The 24,678-nt window shown below is 52.1% G+C and carries 17 protein-coding genes; 12 read left to right on the top strand and 5 right to left on the bottom strand.

Features of this window, described 5'->3' with window-relative positions:
• Positions 1-24 precede the first annotated feature (24 nt).
• The 3 genes from Q0W37_RS04160 (at position 25) to Q0W37_RS04150 (ending at position 3,632) form a co-directional block, all read left to right on the top strand.
• Entirely contained in the window at positions 25-1,044 is a 1,020-nt protein-coding gene (locus Q0W37_RS04160) for an NAD-dependent epimerase/dehydratase family protein (protein WP_297699062.1), read from the top strand.
• Between the two features lie 66 nt (positions 1,045-1,110).
• Complete coding sequence (locus Q0W37_RS04155) at positions 1,111-2,670, top strand: hypothetical protein (RefSeq protein WP_297699060.1); 1,560 nt, start codon at positions 1,111-1,113, stop codon at positions 2,668-2,670.
• Positions 2,667-3,632 (top strand): hypothetical protein, encoded by a 966-nt coding sequence (locus Q0W37_RS04150; RefSeq protein WP_297699058.1) that lies wholly within the window; start codon positions 2,667-2,669, stop codon positions 3,630-3,632. The genes Q0W37_RS04155 and Q0W37_RS04150 overlap by 4 nt, the downstream gene beginning before the upstream one ends.
• 24 nt (positions 3,633-3,656) lie before the next feature.
• Here the strand turns inward: Q0W37_RS04150 and Q0W37_RS04145 are convergent, their stop codons facing one another.
• From Q0W37_RS04145 to Q0W37_RS04135, 3 genes are read right to left on the bottom strand one after another with little or no spacing between them, the layout of a single operon-like run.
• Positions 3,657-6,188: an ABC transporter gene (locus Q0W37_RS04145; protein ID WP_297699057.1), complete on the bottom strand. Its 2,532-nt coding sequence runs from the start codon at positions 6,186-6,188 to the stop codon at positions 3,657-3,659.
• Positions 6,188-6,769: a hypothetical protein gene (locus Q0W37_RS04140; protein ID WP_297699055.1), complete on the bottom strand. Its 582-nt coding sequence runs from the start codon at positions 6,767-6,769 to the stop codon at positions 6,188-6,190. The genes Q0W37_RS04145 and Q0W37_RS04140 overlap by 1 nt, the downstream gene beginning before the upstream one ends.
• A gap of 6 nt (positions 6,770-6,775) precedes the next feature.
• Positions 6,776-7,726, bottom strand: a complete 951-nt coding sequence (locus tag Q0W37_RS04135; RefSeq protein ID WP_297699053.1) for a YihY/virulence factor BrkB family protein — start codon at positions 7,724-7,726, stop codon at positions 6,776-6,778.
• Positions 7,727-8,143: 417 nt separating this feature from the next.
• On the opposite strand from Q0W37_RS04135, the gene Q0W37_RS04130 reads away from it, so the two are divergent.
• The 9 genes from Q0W37_RS04130 (at position 8,144) to Q0W37_RS04090 (ending at position 21,473) form a co-directional block, all read left to right on the top strand.
• Positions 8,144-10,975, top strand: coding sequence for a carbohydrate-binding protein (locus tag Q0W37_RS04130; RefSeq protein WP_297699051.1), 2,832 nt, complete (start codon positions 8,144-8,146; stop codon positions 10,973-10,975).
• A gap of 70 nt (positions 10,976-11,045) precedes the next feature.
• Complete coding sequence (locus Q0W37_RS04125; protein WP_297699049.1) at positions 11,046-12,917, top strand: GDSL-type esterase/lipase family protein; 1,872 nt, start codon at positions 11,046-11,048, stop codon at positions 12,915-12,917.
• A 106-nt stretch (positions 12,918-13,023) separates the two neighbouring features.
• A complete protein-coding gene (locus tag Q0W37_RS04120; protein ID WP_297699047.1) occupies positions 13,024-14,901 on the top strand; it encodes a GDSL-type esterase/lipase family protein in 1,878 nt (625 codons plus the stop codon).
• A 50-nt stretch (positions 14,902-14,951) separates the two neighbouring features.
• Positions 14,952-15,404 (top strand): hypothetical protein, encoded by a 453-nt coding sequence (locus Q0W37_RS04115; RefSeq protein ID WP_297699045.1) that lies wholly within the window; start codon positions 14,952-14,954, stop codon positions 15,402-15,404.
• Complete coding sequence (locus Q0W37_RS04110; protein WP_297699043.1) at positions 15,405-16,472, top strand: NAD-dependent epimerase/dehydratase family protein; 1,068 nt, start codon at positions 15,405-15,407, stop codon at positions 16,470-16,472.
• Positions 16,462-17,232, top strand: coding sequence for a glycosyltransferase family 2 protein (locus Q0W37_RS04105; RefSeq protein WP_297699041.1), 771 nt, complete (start codon positions 16,462-16,464; stop codon positions 17,230-17,232). The genes Q0W37_RS04110 and Q0W37_RS04105 overlap by 11 nt, the downstream gene beginning before the upstream one ends.
• 75 nt (positions 17,233-17,307) lie before the next feature.
• On the top strand, positions 17,308-18,219 hold the full coding sequence (locus Q0W37_RS04100) for a MoxR family ATPase (RefSeq protein ID WP_297699038.1): 912 nt from the start codon (positions 17,308-17,310) through the stop codon (positions 18,217-18,219).
• A complete protein-coding gene (locus tag Q0W37_RS04095; protein ID WP_297699036.1) occupies positions 18,220-19,416 on the top strand; it encodes a DUF58 domain-containing protein in 1,197 nt (398 codons plus the stop codon).
• On the top strand, positions 19,413-21,473 hold the full coding sequence (locus tag Q0W37_RS04090) for a transglutaminase family protein (RefSeq protein WP_297699034.1): 2,061 nt from the start codon (positions 19,413-19,415) through the stop codon (positions 21,471-21,473). Before Q0W37_RS04095 ends, Q0W37_RS04090 begins: the two co-directional genes overlap by 4 nt.
• A gap of 73 nt (positions 21,474-21,546) precedes the next feature.
• Here Q0W37_RS04090 and Q0W37_RS04085 read toward each other — a convergent pair whose 3' ends face one another.
• A complete protein-coding gene (locus Q0W37_RS04085; protein ID WP_297699032.1) occupies positions 21,547-22,707 on the bottom strand; it encodes a class I SAM-dependent RNA methyltransferase in 1,161 nt (386 codons plus the stop codon).
• A gap of 12 nt (positions 22,708-22,719) precedes the next feature.
• Positions 22,720-24,618 carry a biosynthetic arginine decarboxylase gene (speA, locus tag Q0W37_RS04080; protein WP_297699030.1) on the bottom strand — a complete coding sequence of 633 codons (1,899 nt, stop codon included), beginning with the start codon at positions 24,616-24,618 and terminating at the stop codon, positions 22,720-22,722.
• Positions 24,619-24,678 lie beyond the last annotated feature (60 nt).

The raw sequence follows: 24,678 nt of genomic DNA, 5'->3' as shown, positions 1-24,678 counted from the left end.
TCACCAACCACTAACCACTTCTTTATGATTGCTCTCTTTATCGGCGGTACAGGAACCATCAGCATGGCGATTACGCGTCTTGCTGCTTTTCAGGGCTGGAAGCTTTACCTGCTCAATCGCGGGAACCGCCCCGCAGAAGACATCCCCGCAGGTGTCGAAATCATTCAGGCAGATATCAACGACGAGGCTCTCGTTGCTGAAAAAATCAAGGGCATGCAGTTCGATGTCGTCTGCGACTTCATCGTATTTCACCCGAGTGCGCTTGAACGCGACTACCGTCTGTTTAAGGGCCGTACAAAGCAGTTTATGTACATCAGTTCCGCGAGCGCCTATCAGAAGCCGCTTTCGGACTACCGCATTACCGAGGGCACGCCTCTTGCGAACCCGTACTGGGAATACTCCCGCAACAAGATTGCGGGGGAGGAATTCCTGATGCGCAAGTACCGCGAAGAAGGGTTCCCGATTACGATCGTGCGCCCGAGTCATACCTACGATGAACGCCACATTCCGTTGGGTGTTCACGGCAAGAACGGTAGCTGGCAAATCGCGAAGCGTATGCTCGAAGGTAAACCCGTGATAATCCATGGCGACGGCACGAGCCTTTGGACGATGACCTTCAATACCGACTTTGCCCGTGGCTTTGTGGGCCTGATGGGCAACGTGCATGCCATCGGCGAATCGTTTCAGATTACAAGCGACGAAACTCTCACTTGGAACCAGATTTACAAGGCAGTTGCCGATGCTCTCGGCGTCGAACTTAAGCCTTACTATGTGTCTTCGCGGTTCCTTGCAGATGTAAGCGATTACGATTTGCTGGGAAGCCTGATTGGCGACAAGGCGAATTCCGTCGTGTTCGATAATTCCAAGCTTAAGCGTGCCGTGCCCACGTTCCGTACGGAGGTACGCTTTGATCAGGGAATCCGCCGCACGATTGACTATGTGCTTTCGCATCCAGAATTTCAAAAAGAAGATCCTGAATTCGACGCCTGGTGCGATAAGGTGATTGAAACGCAGGAAAATGCGAAGAAATCCTTTAAACGGTAATTGCCCGCCATAAATTCTTTCTTGAAACGGCTATGCAATTTTGAACAAAATTGTATATTGTGAGTGATGAAATATTTAGTCACTCTTTTTATTCTGCTTTTACTTGCGGCTTGCGCTGCGCAAGATGAACCCCGCAAAAAGGTGCAGGATGGTTTGACGAAGTCCCATTATCCTGATGGAACCCCCGAGATTGAAACCCTCTATGACAAAGGGACCCGTGTAAGCATAAAGCATTTTTACCCTTCCGGTCAACTCCATACGGAAATAGATTCGCTCGGAAATTATAGACAGTATTTTGCGGACGGGACCTTGGCGATGGAATTCACCGAAAAAGATGGCAAGAAAATTGGTGAAGAGAAAATCTATTACTCGAATGGAAAACCGCACTCGATCCTCAAGTATAAGGACGATGGCGTCTGTTTTCTTCGCGAAGATTTTTATGAAAATGGAACGATGAGCAGTTCCTGTAAAATTGTTCGAGAGCCCAAGCGTCATGAAATTTGCCAGACCTTCTACAAGTCCGGAAACAGGCGAACGGTTACAACAGATGATGGTCATCGTACCTACTATTATGAAAGTGGGGCTCTTGAAAAAGAATCCGTTTATCGCGGCGATACGTTGGTCGAGGAACGCGAAAACTATCCGTCGGGTAACCCTAAACGAGTGACGAAATACAACAACCTGGTTCCGAAGGGTTGCCGTTATTGTTCCTTAGAAACGGATGTGTCCTATTATGGTAACGGCAATATGAAAGATTCCTGTTATGTTGAAAAGCCTCTTGACTGGGATGGAAAAACGGATAAGGGTCTGTTTCGAGCTTGTAAGAAATTCTATGAAAATGGGAATGTTGAAAAGGCTCCCGTTTACGAAAACGGTAATTTGTTGGAAACGAAGAAATATTATTCGTCGGGGGAGTTGGAAAAATATGTGGCTTACGATGGTATTGGCCCCGAGGGAAAAAACACTGTAGAAATACGGTATCGAAAAGATGGAATGGTGACGGATTCTTGTTTTATAAGTCTTGGCCGTATGGTCTGTAATTGCTACCGTAACGATGGCTCGCCGTCTATTCTTTATACGGAAAGAGACGGTGTGCAGCGTGTTCAGGAATTTTATGCCAATGGAAGTGTGGAATCGTCGAAATATTATAGTGCAGATGGTGAACTCGCCCGAGCCCATTACGATATAAAGGGAACGCTGAGAGATACTTGCTTTTCGCTTTACCATGAAAAAGACCGATTTGATGTATGCAGTTACTATGAAACTGACGGAACACCTCGTACAATACAGACGCTAGAAGGCGATACCATTTTCGAGAAGAGATTTTATAAGGAACAACTGATGTCGGAATGCGCGATTGTGTGGCACAGTAAGGATGATGAACTCCGTCGTTGCAAGTCCTACTATAAAAATGGCGTATTAAGGGATTCTTCGATTAAAATCCATAAACCGGATTCCATTTATTATCAAACCTATGGATGTGATAAAGAAGGTAAGTTTGACCGGTATGCGGAAAATCGTTACCGGAGAAATGGAAATGTAGAGCAGAATGACAATAAGTACTGCAAAATTGTCAATGGCGAATTAGTCGATTGCAGAGAAGAGCATAGGAGGAGGGAAGAATGAAGTATGGAAATCTCTTGCTTGCTCTGGTGTTGTTTTCCTCGGCCTGTTTGTTTGGCGGCTGTTCTGGAAAAGTGAAGGATAAGCAGACTGTAGATCCCAACGAAGTACGGGTTGTTTTGCGTAAAAATGCTGATGGAGTCGTGTGCAGAACGGTCTATATCTTGAAAGATCATGGTGGAGTCATGACTTGCCGGGATTCCAGCGGAACGCTTGTGCAGATGCGTGATTCCTATTATGCAACTCCTTGGGGACGCGATATTCAGTATTATCCGAATGGTCAAATCATGTCGGAGTCTTTTTATGAATCGATGTCCGTACAGCCTGTTTATCGAAAGGAATTCTATGAAAATGGCAATCTGAAGTATCTTGAAGATTCGGTGGGAAAGAGAACCTTTGATAAAAATGGCCGCTTGCTCGAAGCCGATACGGTGGCGCTGAATTGGCGGTATAATCGTAGCGTAATGCAAGATGGAAGCTTTTCTATAAATAAACAATCGCTGGATGGGGATTCTTCTTATTGGGCCAGCTATAATTCCAATGAAGTCTTGCGTTCCGAGGAATCTCGCTCCTCTAAAGGATGGTGGCGTAAATATTACGACTCGACGGGAGTCCTTTACTATTCGAAGTCAGAAAGCGAAAACTTGAAGGTAGAAACGGATTATTACCCTGATGGAAAAATCTGGATGAACAAGGTTTTTGCGATAGGTGAATCGGCGTGGGGAAAGGGCTTGTTTGTCTTGAAGGAATTCAAGGAATATGCGGAAAACGGGGTGGCGCTTCGCGAGTATGAATTGGATACGACAAATCCGAAGTCTGTGCCGGTGTGTCATTTTCGCAATGCTGCGGGAGATTCTCTCGCTTTCCCGGAGCCGCGTGAAAAGAACCCTTATAGTTTACGTGATAGTTTCCGCTACAAGCCGCTTTATGCGTTTGTCGATAGTTGCACCGTTCCCGGAAGGTAATTTACTGCTGTTTCGACTTTTCCGTTATCGGCTCAGTTCCACCACATAGTCGGCGGCGTTTACGAAGTCTTGCGCATGCTCGATGGCGATGACGGTGTGACCTGCTTCGGTGAGGCCGCGAATTAGATCGAGCAGATGCTGGATGTCCTTTTGATGGAGACCGCGTGCGGGCTCGTCGAAAAGGAAAAGCGTGTTTGGAGCCTTTGCACGGGCGAGCGCGATGGAAAGACGCAAGCGGGCGCGTTCGCCGCCGGAGAGGTGTGTCGTGGTCTGCCCGAGTTTCAGGTAGTCTAGGCCCGTGTCTACGAGCGGTTTGAGCTTGTCCGCAAAGGGCTTCATGTTGATGAACAACTTGTAGGCGTCGCCGACTTCTAGGTCATAGATGTCGGCGATAGAAAGCGACTTGAAGCGGACTTCGAGAATTTCGTCCTTGAAGCGTCTGCCGAGGCATACGGGGCATTCGGATTCCTCGTAGCCCGCAGGGTCGAGGATAACGCCTTCGCCTTTGCAGTTTTCGCAGCGGCCCCCGGGGGCGTGCGTCGCGAATTTGCTAGCGGTGTAGCCGCGGACCTTGCTTTCGGGGAGTTTTGCGAAAAGGTCGCGGAGAATCGTGTTCAGGTTGATGGCCGAGGCGACGGTGCTGCGGCGGTTCCCGTGGAAATCGCCTGTAGAAAGGATGGAAAGCGCTTGGATGCCGATGCCTTCGAATTCACCCTTGGTGGCACGCGGGGCTAAGTTTCTGAAGAAAATCGTGGACTTGCCGCTGCCGCTCTGACCCGTGATGACGCTGAACTTTTGCACCGGGAAATGCGCGGTGACCGGCTTCATGTCGAACAGGGCGAAGTTCTTTATATGGATTGCTTCTTTTTTGGATTGCTTCGCTTCATTATGTTCCGCTCGCAATGACGTTTTCGTCTTTGTACTTTCGCTTCGCTCAAGTACCAACTGTTCGGCTCGGTCATATCCAACTTCGTTGGATACGTCACTCGCCTTATACAGTTGTCGTCTCTCGTCTAAACCTTTAATCCAATTTCCCGTGGGCGATATCGGGTTGCCAAGAACGTCTTTCGCGGTTCCTTGCAACAGAATCTCGCCGCCCTTTTCGCCGGCACCAGGACCCATTTCAATAATCCAGTCGGCTTTCTTGATGAGGGCTGGATTGTGGTCGATGAGCACAAGCGTGTTCCCACGGGACTGCACTTTCTTGAGGACTTTCCAGAGGGCTTCGACGTCGCTCTGGTGCAAGCCGCTGGCGGGTTCGTCGAGAACAATCAGGAGGTTGTTCAGGTGACCAGTGCTGAGGCTCGAAAGCCGAAGTCTTTGGACTTCGCCACCCGACAGGGTGGCGCCTGCACGCCCTGCCGTGAGGTAACCGATATCCAAATCGACAATCGCCTGGATGCGGTCAATTAACGTGCGGAACGCGGGCTGTTGCTTTGCTGTCAGTCGATTGTCGAACAGGGCGTGCAGCTGGCTTTCGAGTTCCGCGAAAGGCGTGTTTAAAATGTCTTGCCACGTGGTACGGATTTTGCGCGGAGCGTCCTTGTGATTTTCGTTGCTTTCGTCCTCGAGGCAGTCTTTGCCCTTGGCGCAGTCCAGCTCAATTGCCGCGTTCAAAAAATTCTTCTTGAGCCGTAAGCCCCTGCAATCGGGGCATTCTTCGCTGCTGTCACCGTCTTCGATGATTCCTGTGCCGCCACATTTTTCGCAAATGCTTGTGCGGGAATATGGCGACAAGTCTTCGGACGCGAGTGGTCTGGAAAGTTGCGCTCCGTGTTCGGGGCAGCGCGGCACCGTGCTGAAAAGTTTCCTGCTCCCGTTGATGTCTAGAATCAATTCGCCGTGCGTGAGTTTCAGAACTCCGTCGACCGCTTCGGCAATACGGGTACGCGTGTTCTCGCGGACAATCACGCGGTCCACGACAATAAAGAATTCCTGGGGAATAATTTCCTTTTCTTTTTCGGTAAGGTCGGCGAGCGAATAGCTGACTCCATCGGCCAAGGCGCGTGTAAAGCCTTGCGCCAGGAACACCGCCGCGAGCTTATCAAGGTTGGGAAAGGGCTTTGAGCCTGCCGAAGGGCCGTTGCTTTCAATCCGCGCAAAAAATTGTAGCTTGCTCCCTTGCGGCAAACTCGCAATTTCGCGGATCATGTCTTCGCGGCTCATGCTTTCCATGGGCTTTCCGCAAACGGGACAGGCAGGTTTTGCATACGCCGCAAACAGTGCACGCAACGTAGAGTCGCATTCCGAGATGCTTAACGCGTAGGCCTTCGCGGGAGTTTCTCCGTGGCTAGGCCCGATGGCGAGGCTTGCCGGTAAGCCTTCGGCGCTATCCAGCGGAATAATGCGACGCCCTCCGAGCAATTCTGCGGCAAACGGCGAAAGCGTTTCTAGGTAACGCCGCTTGGATTCTCCGTGCAGGGTGTCAAGTACAAGCGTCGACTTTCCGCAGCCCGAAGGTCCGCATACCACTGTAATTTTGCCTAGCGGAAACTGGGCGTCTACGTTCTTGAGGTTGTGCAGCCTGCAGCCGCGTATGCTGATGAAGTCGGGCATTACTCCCTAATGGTAAAGCGGAGTTCTCCGAACGGGGTGCAGAAATCCAGATTTTCGAGGTTGTTGGTTTCGATACCCGTGAACATGCGGTAGCCGCCACCAATCGAAACTTCGAGCATCTTGGTGATGCGGTAGTTGAAATGGACCGCCATGTCTGCCGTAAAGAAGTAGTCTTCGGATTCGAACGCTTCGTCGTCGGGCTCCATAACGTAAAGGGCGCCGCCGCCGACTTCTATAGGTACGGAGATTGCAAAGTCGCCGAGCCTAAGCGGGAAAAGTTCCACGAATCCGCCGAACGACATGTACTTGATCATCTGCTTTTCGGGCACGTTGTAGTTGCGGACGTCGCTCAGCACTCTGGATACCCACACACCGGTAGCGACCAGGGGGTTGATGTCCAGGCCGATGCGGAGGTTCGCGAAAATGGCGCCGTCGTCGGCCACGAGTACGTTACCGCCGCTTACACCGATGAACGCTTTCAGACCGTCGTCAGACTTTTCTTCGGGGGTGAAACTTGCGCTGCGGAGTTCCGCATTGGCGAAGGCCGCGAAGGCCACCAGGAGCATTAAAATCTTTTTCATATAAACCTACATCCTGTCTTTGGTCATGTTCAGGTCTTCGGAGGGGCTTCCTTCCCAGTTCCAGATGCGGTCCTTCGATTCTGGCCAAGTGCAAATAGTCCAGACGATGGAATTTCCGCAAAGAACGATGGTCCAGATTCCGAAAACGAGGAAAAGAATGAGCGGAATAAATGCTAGTGAACCGTAGAAAATGGACATCCTGGTCACGAGGGTCGTCTGGATGAGCATCAGGATCCTTACGTAAACCATGATGCTGAACCATGCCAAGAAGGAAATGCCGATAGAAGAAAGGAGCAGTTTTTTCTTGGTGTAGGTCTTGGGGTCGGGTCTTGCCGGCAACGCATAGAGCGTGAGAAAAATAATCAGGATGATGGCCCCGTGGAAAGTTACGTACCAGAAGGCATCTATCAGCGTGTGAAGCACGGAAGGGTCGAAATGCAGGCCGTCTATGACAATGACTGAAAGGGCGTTTTGCACATGGTTCACAAAACCGGCGTAAAGACCGATAATCCCTGCGAAAATGAGCAAAAGGGGCGTGTAGATGCGCAACTGCTTGTGGAGGGGGCGCGAAACCTTGTTTTCCCACACCACGTTGAAGTTCGATTCCAGGCTGCCGAACGCAAGGATGAAGGTGACAAAAAGACCCATGGCACCGATAAAGCCCAACTTTCCGATAGGAACGTGTTCTGCATTTTTAACGATGGCGATAATGGGGTCTATAGGCCAGTCCAGGTTCAGGATGTTCAGCAGGTGGGGCAGGTAGTCCGAAACAAAGCTGCCGAATCCGACCGCGATGGTGATCGAGGTCAGGAGAATCAGCAGGGGAACTACTGCCAAGAAAGTCGTGTAGGTGAGGGCTGCCGCACGGGTGAGCCCATGGAAATATAGGAACGACTTGCCTGCAATGATGGCGATTTTTACGGGCGTGACGGATCGCGCGGCAATCGCGTCGAACATCCTTTCCCATGAAAAATTTTTGAACCATTCGGGCATCATTGTCGGCAAATGTAGAAAAATATGGGTTTATCACGGCCCGTTGTCTACAGTTTGCTCATTTTTATCTTAAAATGTGGACTTTTTATTTTTGTTATATATTTTAAAAACGGCTTGTTTTTGGTAAAAAATATTAAATAGTGTAGACTTTTTATGTAAAAATAGGTTATATTTGGAATAGGTTTCCTGCAAAGGGTGTTGTCCTTGGACTACAAAAAGGAATTAAGTAAGAACTTTTTTGTTTTTTTGAGGATAGATTTGCTTAGAGGTTGCCCAAAAAATGGAGTTTATATGGGTATTGGTTTAAAAACATCGACAATTTTTGCTGGAGCAGTCCTGGCTTTTGGTCTTGCGTCGCCCTCTTTCGCGGCGACCCGCCAAATGGAAAAACTTTCACGCGGCCTTGCGGTAGCGAACACGGGCAAGGGGATGCTCGTGAGTTGGCGCCTCTTGGGCACTGAAAATCCGGACACGGAATTCAACCTTTACCGTGACGGGACGAAAATTGCGTCTATCGGAAAGACTGCTGGCACGAACTATTTGGATGCCGACGGCAAGACGACTTCCAAGTATACGGTCGCCGCCGTGGTGAACGGCAAGGAAGGCAAGGCGGAAGGCGCACTTATCGTGTTGGACCAGAACAGCAAGGGGTTCCCGTACAAGACCATCAAGGGGCTCAATGTGCCTAAGGACCAGACGATGCCGGATGGCTCTACATGCAGCTACAGCCCAAACGACATGAGCGTGGGCGACCTGGATGGCGACGGCGAGCTGGATTTGGTTCTCAAGTGGGATCCGAACAATTCCAAGGACAATTCCCAGTCGGGTTACACGGGATCGGTGTTTATTGACGGCTTGAAGATGGATGGAACCCTCCTGTGGCGTATCGACCTCGGCAAGAATATCCGTGCCGGCGCCCATTACACGCAGTTCATGGTCTACGACTTGGATGGTGACGGTATTGCCGAAATCGTGATGAAAACTTCCGACGGCACTGTCGACGGCAAGGGCAAGGTCATTGGCGACGGTTCCAAGGATTATCGCTCCTCTTCGGGAACGATCATGACCGGTAACGAGTTCCTGACGGTGTTCAAGGGAAATACCGGCGAGGCCATCCATACGATTAACTATTGGCCTGCCCGTGGAAAGATTTCGGGTGATAGCTATGGAAACCGCGATAACCGTATGCTGGCGGCGATTGCCTACCTGGACGGGGTTCACCCGAGTGTCATCATGAGCCGCGGTTACTATACCGAATTCTTTGTGGCTGCCTATGATTTTGACGGCAAGGAACTCAAGACCCGCTGGCAGCACAGTTCCGACAAGAAGGGGCAGGGGCTTTACGGCGAAGGTAACCACAACCTTTCCGTTGGCGACCTGGATGGCGACGGCTTTGACGAAATTGTTATGGGCTCTGCGGCACTCAAGCACGACGGAACCCTCCTTTACCGTACCGGGTTTGGCCATGGCGATGCCATGCACCTGTCCGACATGGATCCCGACAAGCCGGGATTGGAAGTTTACGACGTTCACGAAGAAACTACCAACAAGTACAGCGAAGAATTCCGGGACAAGGAAGGCAATGTGGTGTGGGGAACGTTGCAAAGTACATTGAAATGTAAGGATAAAAACGGAAACGAACATGTCGGTTGCGATAACGGTCGTGGCATGGCGGCCGATGTCGATTCCACGAATCGTGGCTTTGAAATGTGGTCGGGAACCAGCGGCGGAATTCGCACTGTAACTGGAACGACGCTTTCGGCTACGACTCCTTCGGTCAATTTCCGCATTTACTTTGACGGTGACTTGCAAGATGAACTGCTGGATGCCACAGGCAGCGGCGGCAGCGGAGGAAAAATTGAAAAGTGGAATTCCAGCAAGAAAACCGTCGATCGCTACTTCAGCTTCTATGAAGTGAATAGTTCGACTCTGAACAACTACACTAAGGCGAATCCCTGTATTGTAGCCGATCTCTTCGGTGACTGGCGCGAAGAATTCATTGCGCGTTCCAGCACGGATCCTTCGACGATTACGATTTTCCAGACTCCCGTGACGACTCCGCACAGGCTCTACACGCTGATGCATGACCCGCAATACCGTGTGAGTGTTGCCTGGCAGAACGTTGCCTACAACCAGCCGCCCCATGTGAGCTATTACCTGCCCGACATGGTGAAGAATCTGAAGAAACCCGACATTTACATGCTCGGCACCGAAGGTGTCGCGGGCCTCGCTCCTTCTATTTCGAAGGTGGGCGATGGGCTTGAAAACCAGGGAATCCTGCTGGGTAATGCAATCGAGAGCTTCGGCTACAAGTTTATCGGCTGCGACGGCGTGAAGGTGACTGGACTCCCGAAGGGCGTGACCGCGAAGGTAGAGGGTTCGACCGTGACCATTTCGGGAACCCCGACCGAAGCGGGCGTATTTGCCTACACCGTTGTAACCGAAGGTGGTGAGGGTGATGCCGCATTTGCGAAGGGCGTGCTCTCTGTTGCCGCTTCGGGAAATGCTGAAGAGGTTGCGACGAAGAAGGAGGCCTCCAAGGTCGATGCTTCTACACCGGATGCGGGAATTGGCTGGTCCGAGACGACCAATACGGGCTTTGTCGAGAAGGGATACTTCAACTTCGACAATTCCACCGCAAGCTACGGTACGTGGAATCTGTATTCCGAACATACCGCTTCTACCACCATCAGTATCCGCTTTGCAAACGGTGGCAGTGCCGCACGCGATATGGAACTTGTGGTGAACGGAGTCAAGGTAGGGACAGTCTCTATGGATGCGACCGGCGGCTGGACGACTTGGCTTACGACCGATGCGAAGATTGATTTGGCGAAGGGACTCAATACGATTACGCTTAAGTCGACGACTGCCGATGGTGGCGCGAATGTGGATATGTTCTACTTCGATATCGAAGGCGTGAGCGCCTATGCGGGCCAGGTCGACGAGCAGACCACGATAACGCCTGTTGCAGCTTCTGTGCGTGGAATGGTGTTCAACCCCTCGACGGGTGTGTTGTACACCCCGAAGGCAGGCCTTGCTGAAATTTACTTCTACGACTTGTCCGGTGCGATGCGCCTGGGTATCTCGAAGAATGTTTCTGCGGGATCTACAGCGATGGCACTCGACCAAGAACTGCTCCCGAAGGGAATATACTTGGTGAAGGTTAAACTTGACGGAAAGGCTGTTTTTGCGGAGAAATTCGCAAAACAATAAAACACCTCACTGTCTAGTCCCGGTCTTGCGAATGTTAGGCCGGGGCTAGGCTTTTTGGTTTGGGTAAATTATGTTGAATAAGATTTGGCAAACGGTAGTTGTCGCTTCGATGGTTGTCGCCCCGTTACTGTGGGCAAAGGTCACCATCTTTATGTTGGGCGATTCCACTATGCAGGACTGGGCCGAAGGCTATTACCCCAAGCAGGGGCAGGGCCAGGATTTTCATTACTGGTTTGACATCAACAAGGCTGCCGTTGAAAACTGGGGCAAGGGCGGAATGTCCTTGGGTGGTGGCGGTCTCGACAAAAAAGGGAACACCGCTGTCGGTTACTATGACATGTTCTGGAAACACGGCTGTACTTCGGGGAGCAACTGCATTGCCGATAGGGTGCAGGCTGGCGACTATGTGGTGATCCAGTTTGGAATCAATGACGTAAGCTACAGCAACGAAGATTTTTTCCGTTCCAATATGATTCAATTGGTGAAGGAAGTCCGTGCGAAGGGCGCGTATCCGATCATCATGAGTCCGATTCGTCGCCTGTATTACGATTCCCCGACGCAAATCCACAATAGCTATCGCGGCTACCCGGCGCTGAACCAGCATTTGGCGGATTCCTTGAACGTGCCGTTTATCGATATGAGCGAAATGGTCGCGAACTACATGATTTCGGTGGGCGAGCAGTATGCGGCTCAGTTCATCTTCAACTATGCGACCAAGGCAGAATACAGCAATCTTGGCAGTGACCAGACGGACCAGGTGCACTTGCAGATGAACGGTGCGAACGCTTTCGGGCGCATTATTACCGAACAGATGCGCGCCCACAGTGACCCGATTGTGAAAAAACTCGGCGACTACATGGCGCCCATGTACCAGGTCGAAGTCAAGGTGAGCCCCGAAGGTGCTGCCGAAGCGACTTCGATTAACGCCTATTACCCGAAGGGCATGACCGTGATGCTCAAGACTATTCCGAAGAGCGGCAAGAAGTTCTTGGGCTGGTACGACGGTAACGGCAACAAGGTGGGTGCCCCGAGCCGTTCGAACGTGAAGTCTCCTTACATTCATACGTTCGTGATGGGTAGTGCCTCGACGCAGTTCACGGCGGTTTACGAGGGCGGAACGGCGCAGAAATATACCGGCGATGGTGCTGCGTTAACCGCATTCCCGACCACGACCCCGAAGAGCCTTGACGATGTGACCTTTGTTCCGTTTACCCCGATTGAAGGCAGCACGCAGGATACGGTGAAAATTGACAAGGATATCAAGAAATTCTTTGATGCAAGCACTCCGGATACGGCTGGAATCGGCTGGACTCAGAACGAATGGACTGGCTTTACGGGCGAAGGCTATTACAATCTGGATAATACGAATGCCTCGTTTGCCGCATATAAGGTCAAGTTCCCAGGCGCAGGCTATGTGACGCTTGCGGTGCGCTATGCAAACGGCGGATCGTCGGATCGTATGTTCAATGCTTATTTGGACCATGATTACCTTGTGAGTGCACCGCCGACGGGTGGTTGGGACAAGTGGGATACCGCCTACGTGGTGATGGATGCTCCGCAAGGTGAAGCCGAACTCAAGATTATGTCGCTTACAAGCGACGGCGGCCCTAATATTGATGCGTTCGGCTTCAATATCGACGGCGTGTGCCGTATAAGCGAAGGCTGCCCCGAAGTTTCGGGAGATTCTACGGATTCTCTGACGACGATTTTGCGGGGGCCTGCCATGAATGCGGGTGTAAAACTCCGCGGCGATAAGCTTTCGCTTTTGGAAAGGGCAGATGTCGCGCTCTTTGATATGCGTGGGCGCCTAGTGGCTCGCAAGATTGTCGATGGAGCAAGTGAACTGTCGCTTTCTTCGTTGGTGAAAAATGCGGGACTCTATCGCGTTGTCGTGAAACAGGGAAGTGCCAAGTTTGCGACCACATGGGCGAAGGTGAAGTAAATAAAGAGTCTTTCTTCTCCGTCATCTAGGAGCGTGGTTCGGCAGGCTCACCAGCCTCATTAAGATCCCTGAGCTTGCCGAAGGGACGAAAAATCTAGAGATTATTATGAAAAATGTTTTCAAATTTCTTCTAGCAGCGGCCGTGTTCACGGGAGTCGCCGTGAGCGATTCCACGAGTTTCACCGTTCACGTGATCGGGGATTCGACCGTTGCGACCTACAAGGATAATGTCTATCCGCAGACGGGTTGGGGACAAATTCTCGGGAGTTTCTTTGACGGTTCAAGAGTCAGGGTCAATAACGTGGCGATTGGCGGCCGCAGCTCCAAGACGTTTATCCAGGATGGCAAGCTTGAGGGGTTGAAACCGTCCATTCAGAATGGCGACTTTGTTCTAGTGCAGTTTGGACACAACGACCGTTATTTTGGAAGCAAGCCTCGCGAAGTTCCTTTTGATTCGTTGGCCTTCTGGTTACAGCAATACGTGGATGTCGCCAAGGCGGCAGGCGCCACTCCGATTTTCGTGACGCCGATGAACATGAACATGGGCGCGAATGGCCGTAATGTTTTCACGGAATATAATGTTGTCGGTAAGATGCTCGAACTTTCCAAGAAAAACGGAATTCCCTATGTGAACCTGAACGCGAAATCTTACAATGCTTACAGCAAGAGCTGGAATCCGAATTATGTTTCGCGTTATCAGTTCAAGATGTTCCTGAAAGGCGAATATCCCAATTATCCCGATGGCGTTACCAATGACGGAACGACGCATTTCCAGGAGTCGGGCTCCATTGCGCATTGCCAGTGGATTGCCGAAGAACTGGAAGATGCTCTGAAGAACGAAAGCTATATCTCCGCTGAAGCCAAGACGCGGCTTTCCTTGCTGGTGTCGGCACTCAAGCCCCGCTATGACTTGACGGTCAAGGCGAATGTTTCGAATGGCAACGGCTTGATTACCCATAACCAGAAACTGCCCGGTGGTGCTCCGCTTACGTTGCATGTAAGTCCCGGTAGCTTCGGTAAAAAGTTTGTCGGTTGGTACGATGATGACTGCAACAAATTGACTGCGGATTCCAACTATTACGGCCAAAAGACGCTTTACCGTGCCGCAACCTATACCGCTGTTTTTGATGGTGGCCCCGCTTGTGAACCTACGGTTCATGGTGAAGAACAGATAGATGTCAATCCGACTTCCTCTAGTTCCGAAGATCCGCAGTCCTCTGCTTCCATTGATTCCACGCTTTGCTTTGATGGCAAAGCGGATGCCGAATGGCCGTCTCCGATTGACATGGCGAGTCCTGAATCGGGAGATGGTTGGACGGAAGCGAACCACGATGGCTTTACGGGAAAGGGCTTCTTCAATTTTGACAATAGCGCCTATAGTACGGCTACGTATAACATCACCTCCGATCAGTCGGCGTCGAATGCTCGCGTCATGATTCGCTATTCCTTCGTCGGAAATTCGGATCGCGACATGAAGGTTACGATTGATAATGGTGTCTACGACGTGACTTTCAAGTCGACAGGAAGCTGGGACAAGTGGGATTCCGCTTATATTGACGACGTGTGGTTGGATGCACTTGATTTCAAAATGAAGCTTGCTTCGGCCTCGGCCGATGGTGGCCCGAATATTGATATGGTTGCCTTTGATATCAGGGGCGTCTACCGTACGGGCTGTAACCCTGCAAAGGTAAAAGGCGATATTGAATCTTCATCTTCGGAAGGGGACAAGACGTCCATTTCCGGTATGCGCCCTGTTGCGGGTTTTGGGTTCGATGCCGCTCGCAAGACCGTGACGACTTCAGGTGGCTTGCTCAAGGTGCAGGTGATGAATGCCTTGGGAAAGGTGGTTGCCCAGGAAATGCGCCATGTTGCTCCGGGAACGGTTCCGTTGTTGCAAAAAGGCGCCAAAATGCCGTATGGTCGCTATTTTGTGCGGGTGCAGCTCGATGGCCGCCTTCAGATGCAACAATCTGTGAAGTTCTAAGTTCCTGCCGTCTACTAAATTTGTATATTACAATAAAAAATGGAGACTTTATGAAGCTTTTTAAGTTGACCGTATCTATGTGCGCCCTGGCTGCCGCAGTTTCTTTTACCGCATGCGATGATTCTTCTTCGGCATCCGATGACAGCAAGACCAGCTATGATTGCACTGTCAAGGATGGCGTCAAAATCGCCTACCCCAAGGGTGGTGAAACTTTCAAGATTGGTGATGAAGTAACCATCGTTTATGGTGCCGATGTTCAGGATGCTGGATACCGCTTTTTGCTCAAGACGGATGAAGAGGATGAAGGCCTGGATATGGTCTATGAATCTGTAGATCCGAAGTACCTGGATGGAAAGACCTGCAACGAGCAGAAGGTGGTTATTAAAAAGGAATTCTTGCCGGATAGCGTCGAATTGCCCTTGAAGAAGGCCGTTATTCGTGTGTCGCCCTACAATAAGACTGCCAAGGGTGAAAACTCTGGTGCCTTCAAGGTGACCGAGTAGTTGAACGCGACTCTCAAATTTGAAGATTCTTCTGTCACCGTAGCCCTTGTGGGTTGCGGTGGTTTTATTGGTAGCCACTTGTTGCGGGCCATCTTGGAACGCACGAGCTGGCGCGTTTTCGGGGTTGATCTGGATTCGTACCGTATTCAGGAACACTTGGCTAATCCACGGTTCGAGTTTTTGAGTGCGGATCTTGCGGACCCCGAAGTGATTGCGCGCGTTGTTCGGTTCCCGGTGGTGGTGAATCTGGCGGCAATCTGTACGCCTGGGCGTTATATGGCGGAGGCTGCCGAGGTCATTCGTAGCAATTACGATCATCCGCGGGCCTTGGCCGATGCTTGTGCCAAGAACGGTAGCTGGCTGATTCATTTTTCGACTTCCGAAATTTACGGCAAGACGGCGGCGGATTCGGGTGCGCTTCTTGAAGACGAATCCGAAATTGTGCTGGGGCCGGTTTCGGCTAGCCGCTGGAGCTATGCGACGGCAAAGCTGTTGACCGAACGTTACTTGGCGGGGCTTGCAGACCTTGACTGGACGGTAGTTCGCCCCTTCAATTTCGTGGGACCGTTCATGGACTTTATGCCGGGGGTCGATGGCGAAGGAATTCCACGCGTGCTTGCGAATTTTTCGACGGCGCTTGTCCGTGGAGAAACGCTTAAGCTTGTCAATGGCGGTGTCGCCAAGCGTTGCTTTACCTCGGTACACGATGCCGTTGACTTTATGTTCTGCGTGTTTGCTGCGGCCAGCGAACCGGAACGTCGCGAAAGTGTTCTTTCGCAGGCATTTAACGTAGGCAATGCGGCAAACGAAGTGTCCATCGCAGAACTTGCGCAGATGATGCGTTCGGTGTTCGCTTCGGTCAAGGGAATACCCGAAAGTACGGTGCCTGGAGTTGAAACGGTTTCGGGCGAAGACTATTACGGCAAGGGTTACGATGATTCCCTGCGCCGCCTGCCATCGGTTGAAAAGGCGGAACGCTTGCTCGGCTTTAAGGCGAAGATTCCGCTGAAAGAAGCTCTTGAAGAATCCCTTCGGTGGTTCGTTGGGCACTACGTTGATGTCTGTTGATTATTTCATCTTTGTTCCCGCCTATAACGTTGCGTCAACTCTTGCGCCTGTCCTGCAAAAGATTTCAGACGATGTCTGGAAACGTTCGATCGTCCTGGTGATTGACGACGGCTCGGTGGACGATACGCGAGGCTCCTTTGAAAATTTTGTGGCGGCTCTCGATAGCGAATTTGCAGGTGCCCTAAAAAAATCGCGCCTTCGCTATATGCGGTTTGAACAAAATAATGGCTACGGCGCCGTTGTCAAGAAAGGTATTTCCGAAGGGCTCCGCTCCGGTGCGAAGTTTATAGCTTGTCTGCATGGCGATGGGCAGTATCCGGCAGAACAGCTGGACGAATTCTTTAAGTACTTGGAATCTCAAGAAAAAATGGTGACGGATGCGTCGAAAAAGCTTGGCCTGGTGCAGGGCTCGCGTCATCTGATTCGCGGTGGTGCCAAGGCGGGTAAAATGCCCCTGTACAAGCGATTGGGCGGAAGGTTCCTGACGACTGTCGAAAATCTCGCCTTTAAGCAGAAATTGACGGATCGTCATAGCGGATTTATCGTCTATTCCTCGGAATTCTTGAAGACGCTCAATCTTGCAAAACTGAGCCTGAGTTTCGATATCGATCTTGAAATGATTTCGATTGCCGATGCCCGTGGCTTTAAACTTGCGGAACTCCCGATTCCGACGCGTTACGCCGACGAAAAGTCGAACCTGAATGTAATTACATACGGCTTGCGCGTTTTGCGTCAGGTTATACGCCGCTTGGTTGCTTGATTATCTGCCTACTTTTTTGCGTGTTTTCTCTCGTCTCTCGTCTCTAATCTTTCGTCTAAAACATATATTTAGAGCATGGTTAAAGATTTGATTCATGCTTTGAATGGGGTGCTGCTCGGAAAGTCCGAGACGGTGGAACTTTTGGTGATGGCGCTGCTGGCCGATGGTCACGTGCTGGTGGAAGATGTTCCCGGCACGGGAAAGACGACGCTTTCGAAGGCGCTTGCGGCGGCGATTGGCGCGGACTTCGCGCGAATCCAGTTTACGCCGGATTTGTTGCCTGCCGATGTGACGGGCGGTGCGGTATTCAAGGCGAATACAGGAGAATTTGAAATCCGAAAGGGGCCTGTGTTTACGCAGGTGCTGTTGGCCGACGAAATCAACCGAGCCTCGCCACGTACGCAGAGTGCACTCTTGGAAGCGATGGAAGAACGCCAGGTTTCGCTAGAAGGCGAACGCTATAAGCTGCCGGAGCTCTTCATGGTGCTTGCGACCGAAAACCCGGTGGAATTCCACGGCGTGTTTCCGCTACCCGAGGCGCAGATGGACCGTTTTATGGTACGTATTTCCGTAGGCTATCCGAGTGCGGAGACTGAACTTGAAATTTTGCGGGCGCATCGCAACAGTCGTCCGATTGATTCTGTGCGTGCTGTGACGGTTCCTGGAGAGGTCTTGACGGCACGCGGCCAGGTGCAACGAATTCATATTGACGAATCTTTGGAACGCTATGTGATTTCGCTTGTGCAGGCGACGCGTAACGATGGCGGCGTGCGTCTGGCGGCAAGTCCGCGTGCGGGCATGAACCTGGTGCGCATGGCGCAGGCAAGTGCTTTTGTAGAAGGTCGTGACTTCGTGAATCCCGATGACATTCAGCGGGTGTTCTTCCCGGTGATGGAACACCGCGTGTTCGCCAAGGACAGCGGCGACCCTGACGCCAGCAAGAAAATTCTGCAGAACATTTTGAAACAGGTTTCGGTGCCGAAATAGATGTCATTCTTCCACTGGTTCATTCGCTCGATTCCGCGGGCCCCGAAAAAGACGGGGCTCCTGATGGCGATATACTTCTGGTGGCAAGATTACTTTACCGCGGCGGGCCGCGCGCTGGCTTCGCTTTTTCTGCTTTCGATGTTTGCCGGTGCGGTGCCCGGTTTCTGGGCGGCGTGGATTTTTGGCGGACTCGATTTTCTGCTGTTCCTGGGGCTTGTCTTTAGCCTGTTCGTGACGGCGAAGCGGAGTAAGATTGCGGTCGAAAGTGTTTCGGTGAATCGTGTGCGCGAAGGCGAAACGGCAACGGTAACGGCTTATTTGGCGGTCCGTTCGACGATTGACTGTGTGAATTTGGGTGCGAATCGCTTGCCACCGACGCTGACAGGGTTTGAATCGGAAAATGTGAAAATCAAGAAGGGGGAGCCTCCGCGCAAGTTGGAATGCTTCGTGAAAACGACGCATCGCGGCTCCTTTATGCTGAATAAGGTTTCGGCGAATGTACCTGAGATTATGGGGCTTTTGCGGTGGCCTTACGGTTACAATGGTTCCGTAGAATTGCTGGTTTATCCGCGCGCGCTCAAGGTGCAGGAATTCCCGTTCCTAACACAAGGCGCATCGGGCATGGCGTTTGCGCCGTTTTTGATGCCGAGCCTAACCCGAGGCATGAATTTTATTGGCGTGCGGCCTTACCGCGAGGGCGATTCCCTGCGCGACTTGCACCACAAGGCGTTTGCCCGCTACGGAAAGCCTTTCACCAAGGAATTCGAGGTGGAACGCGGAGCGGGCGTGATTTTGCTTCTGGATACGGCGACTCCGAATTTTAAGTCGCGGCAGTACCTGGAACATGCGATTCGCTTGACTGCGGCGGTGGGCGAGTGGCTCCTGGACCGCGAAATCCTCGGACGTTTCTTTATCGACAGCGAAGAGATTGCCTTGGATGGCGGTTCCGAAAGTCGCAAGAATCTTCTGGATGCTCTAGCGAGAATCCCGATGGCCTCCCTTGCGCACGGAAAGCAGCCCGCGCCTTGGTCCCCTGCGGCGCGCCCGATGGATCCGGTGCTTCGCATAGGGCTTTACGAAAACGACGAACCGCTGGTGAACAAGCATGTCGTGGTTGGAATGCTGCCGGCCTCGACCGAAGATAAACTACTGGTGGTTTCACCGAAAGATTTTGAAGGCGAGGGAATTGTGCTATGATGGCAAGCGAGAAAGTAGACATCCGCTACGCCTTCAAGGTGCTGTTCCTCTGCGTTGCCTCGGTGAACCTGGGGAACACCTTTGATTTCCTTTGGTACGGCATATTGTTTGCGCTGCTCTTCGTGGTGATTGGCGTCTTAAATGCGACGCGCCGCCGCGAATTTGCGAAGCGCCCGCGCTACAACAAGATTTTGGCGTACGCGGCGATTGTGCCGCTTGCCCTTTTCTGGGTGATGACACCTTCGGTCGAAAATGGGGTGTCGCCGTATTTGATTTTCTTGCCGGGAGTTTACTTCCTCTACCTGGCGTTGCTGCAGGAACGGAGCCGCGGAAACGGTGGTTTCGAAGTCTTTGTCGCCTTTGACGGTGTGGCGGCATTGCTGTTTGGAATGTACATGGTGCCCCGTGGGTGGGCTCCCGTTGGCCTTGTGGGCTTTATTTTTGCATTGTGCGCCTACAGTCGTCGCGGAACCTCTCCTTACAAGTATCTGCTCTTTTTGTTCGTGATTGCGGCACTCGGTGCCATCTCTTACGGGGGGTGGCAACATTGGAAATCGCAGCGTTACCGCTACGGTGCGAAAATGGCAGAGGACTATTACCAGCGTGAACGCATGATGGGTTTTGATCCGGTTGCGGCCTTGGGGAGCTTCGGGAGCAATTACAATTCCCGCTACAATAGCCAGGTGGTGTTGCGTGTATGGGATGAACATCCGTCAAGATACTTTAAGGCGGCAAGCTATGAAAAGTACGTGGCGGGCATCTGGAAATTGCCGACAAAATTTGCAAAGCGGCTCTACCCTGCCTATTATCAGGTGGACTATGCCGTGCTTGAAACGGCGGATTCACTGACGAGGACCGATTCCCTGCGCGAGGTGGAACAAGTCTGGGTGCAGTCGACACTGAATAATTTTGGATTTGTATTTGCGCCCTACGGTGCTGTGGGTTTTGCGGCGAAAGATGTGGACTCGCTGACTTATTATGCGGGTGGCATGGTGCAGGGCCTGAATAGCAACGGAAAACGCTCCGACTGGCATTATTTTAAGTGCAGGCCTGTCTCGGCGGAGAATGTGCCGGATGCTTGCAAAATTCCGGATTCCCTGCTCACTTCGGGCGAAGGCGACTTGATGGTGGGCGAGCGGTATTGGCCGTTGATCGATACCGTGATTGCGGCGATGCAGTTGCGCGACGCGGACTCGGCGGATTCTGTAGTTGCGGATTCGGCAGCTCTCGCAAAATCGATGCCGGATTCGACGCGGGATTCTGCCGATTCCCTGATTCTCCAGAAAATGCTCGCCTATTTTGTCACGAACTTCTCCTATTCGCTTTCGGTGCCGGGAATTTCTCGCTGGAGTGGCGGCGGAAGTAATATGGAAAAAGACCCGCTCGCGGTTTTCTGGCGCGAAAAGCAGGGATTCTGCGAATACTATGCGACGCTTTCGGCGCTGGTTCTTCGTCGACTTGGAATTCCTGCGCGGTACGTGACGGGCTTTGCAAATCCCGAAATCGCAGAAGGGCGCCCCTATTCGATTTTCCGCCGCAAGCATTCGCATGCATGGGTCGAAGCCTTTGTCGATAACCGCTGGGTAATCTTCGACCCGACGCCTCCCATTTTGCCGCAATTTGCGGATGCTCCCAGCTGGTGGAGCGTCAAATGGGAGGGCGTACGCGGGCGTTTCGCCCGCGTGATGCATGCCCTAAAGGAAGGTGAATGGCGCCGTGTCGTAGACAGTTGGCAGAACCAGTCGACCGCCCTTCTTGAAAGTCCGATTCTGTATTCGGTGCTAGTGATTCTTGTCGTGGGCTTTGTCGGCCGTAAAATCTATGTCGCGTACAAGTTGAATCGCAAGAGACTCACCTTTGTTTCGGCGCGCGCCCTCCATTGGGCCAAGAAACTGGAAGCTTGCGAAAAGGAACTTGCCAAGTCCGGTTTTCGTCGAGAACCTGGTGAAACGGTAGGTGCCTTTATGAAAAGGATTCAAAGTGCTGTAAGCGATAGTCGCCTAGAGCCGCTTCTTGACGTGCTTGCGGAATACGAAAAAAGCCGCTGGTGTCGTTAGCGGCTTTGTTTTCATATCTGTTCCGAAAATTTCGAATTGCAATTTGTTCGATTTTCCACCTGGAAAATGCGGATTACTTTCTTTCGAGCATCACGATGGTTTCGAGGTGCGGGGTGCCGGGGAACAAGTCGAGCGGCTGCACTTCGCGCACGCGGTAACCGTAGCGTTCCCATTCTTTGAGCGAAGCGGGAATTTCATCGGTGCCGCAGAACACATGGGCTACACGAATCGGCTTTCTCATGGCAAGCGCGTGAATCACGCCCGGTTCGCATCCCTTGCGCGGCGGGTCCAGCAGAATCTTTTCGGGTTCGTTCGGAACCGGTCGCGGAAGCCTTGTCTGCACGAACATCTCGTCGATCTTTCCGGCGATGAACTTGTAGTTTTTCTTGAGGTACTTTGCAGATGCTTTCGCACAGTCGATCGACGGACCTTCCCATTCTACGCCGAGTACGGACTTGGCCGCTTCTCCCAACGCAAAACTGAACAGACCGTAACCACAGTAAAGGTCCAGAAAGTGGTCTTCCTTGGTTAGCGAAAGCATGCGGCTTGCCGCCTTGATCAGGTTGTGGATCTGGCTTTCGTTAATCTGGCTGAAACCCGTTACCGGATACTTGAGGCTGAACTTGCCCAGATTCAGGCTGAGTTCGCGCGGTCCGAAAAGCTGCTTGAAGTTGAGTCCTTCGGTGGGGCGTTTTGCTTCGAGGTAGTAGTCGGATTCCGTCGTGTCTACGTAGGCATGTGCCGCGGTGACGTGGAGCGGAGACTGCTGCAGTGCATCCGAAATCAGCTTGAGCTTGCGAACAATGCTCGCGTCGATTTTCTTGATGTTGAAAATCACGACGCGGTACTTGTAGGTGCCACGGATAATAATCCAGTTGAGCGCGTAGGCGAGCGGCTTGTAGGCCGGAGTAATCAGCTTTTCGAACAGGAACTCGTAAATCTTGTTGTGTTCCTCGGGTTCCAGCATTGATTCCTGACGGTCAAATTGCAAGTTGCCCGGCTGCATGAATACGCGGCGCTTGCTCGTGGTGCGGTAAGCGCGGGGAAGCGGACTTGCAATAATCTTTTGCGGAGTTCCCGCCAGGCGGTTCACGTCCCAGAATTCCTGGATGGCATGGTCCTTGATGGAAAGCTCGTCCTTGTAGTCGAGCATGGCAAGCGACTCGCCGTGGGCGGAGTCTGCTTCCCGAGTGTAACCAGGAATCTGGTGTGCGATAGCTTGTTCAAAAAACATGGATGATGTTTCCTACTCTAGATACGTGTATCCGTACAGGCCGCCGCGGTAGATGTTCAGGAATTCCTTGCCTTCTTGCAGGCTGATCTTTCCTTCCTTCACGGAGCGCGACACCCAGTTTTCCATGGTGCGCACAAGGGCCTTGTCGCTGAAGTTCACGTAGTCGAGCACGTCTTCCACGGATTCACCGTCGATCACCTTGTCGATTTCGTAGCCGCCCTTGTCGTTGCACACGATGTGGACGGCGTTCGTATCGCCGAAGAGGTTGTGCAGGTCACCGAGGATTTCCTGGTAGGCGCCCACGAGGTAAACAGCGATGTAGTACGGTTCGCCGTTCTTGAGCTCATGCAACGGGAGCGTGCGGCTCACGTCACCACCGCGCACGAACATGTCGATTTTACCGTCGGAGTCGCAAGTGACATCCTGCAGCGTGGTTTCCACAGTCGGTTCTTCGTTCAGGCGCTGGATCGGCATGAGCGGGAAAACCTGGTCTACGCCCCAGCTGTCCGGCAGGCTCTGGAACAAGCTGAAGTTGCAGAAATACTTCTGGGCCAGAAGGCGCGGAAGTTCGCTCAGTTCATAAGGCGGATGGCGCAAGTCCTTGGCGAGCAGGTCCACCTTGCGTACAATGCTCCAGAACAGGCGTTCGCACATGGCGCGCGTGGGCAAGTCGTAATCGCCGACCTTGAATCCGTTGAGCACGTCGTCGTTCAGCTGAATGGCGTCATGCCAGCTTTCGAGCAGGTTCTTCGGGGTGAGTCCCTTGTAAATGCCGTAAAGATCTTTTAGGGCGTCGGGGGCGTTGTCATCGATTTCGTGGAGGTTCTCGTCGAAGAAAGCCTGACCGGCCGTTTCCAGGACGTTGAACACCAGAATGGAATGGTGTGCGGCAAGCGCACGGCCAGATTCCGCGATGATATTCGGGTGGGCAACCCCTCCGTTTTCGCAGGCTTCGAACATGGCGTACACCACGTCGTTTGCGTATTCCTGAATGGAGTAGTTCACCGAGCTCGCGTTGGAACTGCGGGTGCCGTCGTAATCGACGCCGAGACCGCCGCCCACGTCCACGAATTCCAGGCTCATGCCCATCTTGCGAATCTGCACGTAGAACTGCGAGACTTCGCGCAGGCCCGATTTGATATGGCGGATGTTCGTAATCTGGCTACCCAGGTGGAAGTGGATGAGCTTCATGCAGTCTTCCATCTTCTCTTCTTTGATGTAGTCCAGTGCTTCCAACAGTTCGGAGCTGTTCAGGCCGAACTTGCTGTGGTATCCGCCGGATTCTTCCCACTTGCCGCTACCGGAGCTTGCAAGCTTGATTCGGATGCCGATGTTCGGACGCACGCCAATACGGCGGGAAAGTTCCACGACCAGGTGGAGTTCGTTCATCTTCTCGACGACGACAAAAATCTTCTTGCCCATCTTCTGCGCAAGGAGCGCGAGTTCGATAAAGTCTTCGTCCTTATAGCCGTTGCAGATAATCAGCGAATCCGGATTGTCCATGTTCGCGAGTACGGCGTGCAGTTCCGGCTTGGAACCGGCTTCAAGACCGATGTTGAACTTCTTGCCGTGGCTGACGACTTCTTCGAGCACGGCGCGTTGCTGGTTCACCTTGATCGGGAAGATGCTGTAGTAGCTCCCGTTGAAGCCGTATTCCTTGCGGGCCTTGTTAAAGCATTCGTTAATCTTCTCGATGCGGCTGTCCAGAATATCCGGAAAACGCAGCAGCATCGGAGTCGAAACGTCACGGAGCGAAAGTTCCTGCACGAGTTCGTACAGGTCGATGTCCGGACCGCCATCCTTGAGCGGGTGAACCGTTGCGTGTCCCTTCTCGTTGATGTCGAAGAAGTTCACGCCCCAACCCTTGACATTGTACAAGTCACGGGAATCGTCAATGCGCCATTTTTTCATGTTCAATCCTTCGGATTGCGGTTATGAGGTGTGAGGTCGTGCTTCGCACTTGGAGGTCGG

Origin of the sequence: uncultured Fibrobacter sp. (assembly GCF_947166265.1) — a bacterium.
Classification (GTDB): domain Bacteria; phylum Fibrobacterota; class Fibrobacteria; order Fibrobacterales; family Fibrobacteraceae; genus Fibrobacter.
This window is presented reverse-complemented; position numbering and strand designations above follow the sequence as displayed.

Bases quoted from the DNA above. Each gene is read 5' to 3' on its own strand.
- Q0W37_RS04160 (WP_297699062.1), top strand. From the start codon at position 25: ATGATTGCTCTCTTTATCGGCGGTACAGGAACCATCAGCATGGCGATT.
- Q0W37_RS04155 (WP_297699060.1), top strand. From the start codon at position 1,111: ATGAAATATTTAGTCACTCTTTTTATTCTGCTTTTACTTGCGGCTTGC.
- Q0W37_RS04150 (WP_297699058.1), top strand. From the start codon at position 2,667: ATGAAGTATGGAAATCTCTTGCTTGCTCTGGTGTTGTTTTCCTCGGCC.
- Q0W37_RS04145 (WP_297699057.1), bottom strand. From the start codon at position 6,188: ATGCCCGACTTCATCAGCATACGCGGCTGCAGGCTGCACAACCTCAAG.
- Q0W37_RS04140 (WP_297699055.1), bottom strand. From the start codon at position 6,769: ATGAAAAAGATTTTAATGCTCCTGGTGGCCTTCGCGGCCTTCGCCAAT.
- Q0W37_RS04135 (WP_297699053.1), bottom strand. From the start codon at position 7,726: ATGTTCGACGCGATTGCCGCGCGATCCGTCACGCCCGTAAAAATCGCC.
- Q0W37_RS04130 (WP_297699051.1), top strand. From the start codon at position 8,144: ATGGAAAAACTTTCACGCGGCCTTGCGGTAGCGAACACGGGCAAGGGG.
- Q0W37_RS04125 (WP_297699049.1), top strand. From the start codon at position 11,046: ATGTTGAATAAGATTTGGCAAACGGTAGTTGTCGCTTCGATGGTTGTC.
- Q0W37_RS04120 (WP_297699047.1), top strand. From the start codon at position 13,024: ATGAAAAATGTTTTCAAATTTCTTCTAGCAGCGGCCGTGTTCACGGGA.
- Q0W37_RS04115 (WP_297699045.1), top strand. From the start codon at position 14,952: ATGAAGCTTTTTAAGTTGACCGTATCTATGTGCGCCCTGGCTGCCGCA.
- Q0W37_RS04105 (WP_297699041.1), top strand. From the start codon at position 16,462: ATGTCTGTTGATTATTTCATCTTTGTTCCCGCCTATAACGTTGCGTCA.
- Q0W37_RS04100 (WP_297699038.1), top strand. From the start codon at position 17,308: ATGGTTAAAGATTTGATTCATGCTTTGAATGGGGTGCTGCTCGGAAAG.
- Q0W37_RS04095 (WP_297699036.1), top strand. From the start codon at position 18,220: ATGTCATTCTTCCACTGGTTCATTCGCTCGATTCCGCGGGCCCCGAAA.
- Q0W37_RS04090 (WP_297699034.1), top strand. From the start codon at position 19,413: ATGATGGCAAGCGAGAAAGTAGACATCCGCTACGCCTTCAAGGTGCTG.
- Q0W37_RS04085 (WP_297699032.1), bottom strand. From the start codon at position 22,707: ATGTTTTTTGAACAAGCTATCGCACACCAGATTCCTGGTTACACTCGG.
- speA (WP_297699030.1), bottom strand. From the start codon at position 24,618: ATGAAAAAATGGCGCATTGACGATTCCCGTGACTTGTACAATGTCAAG.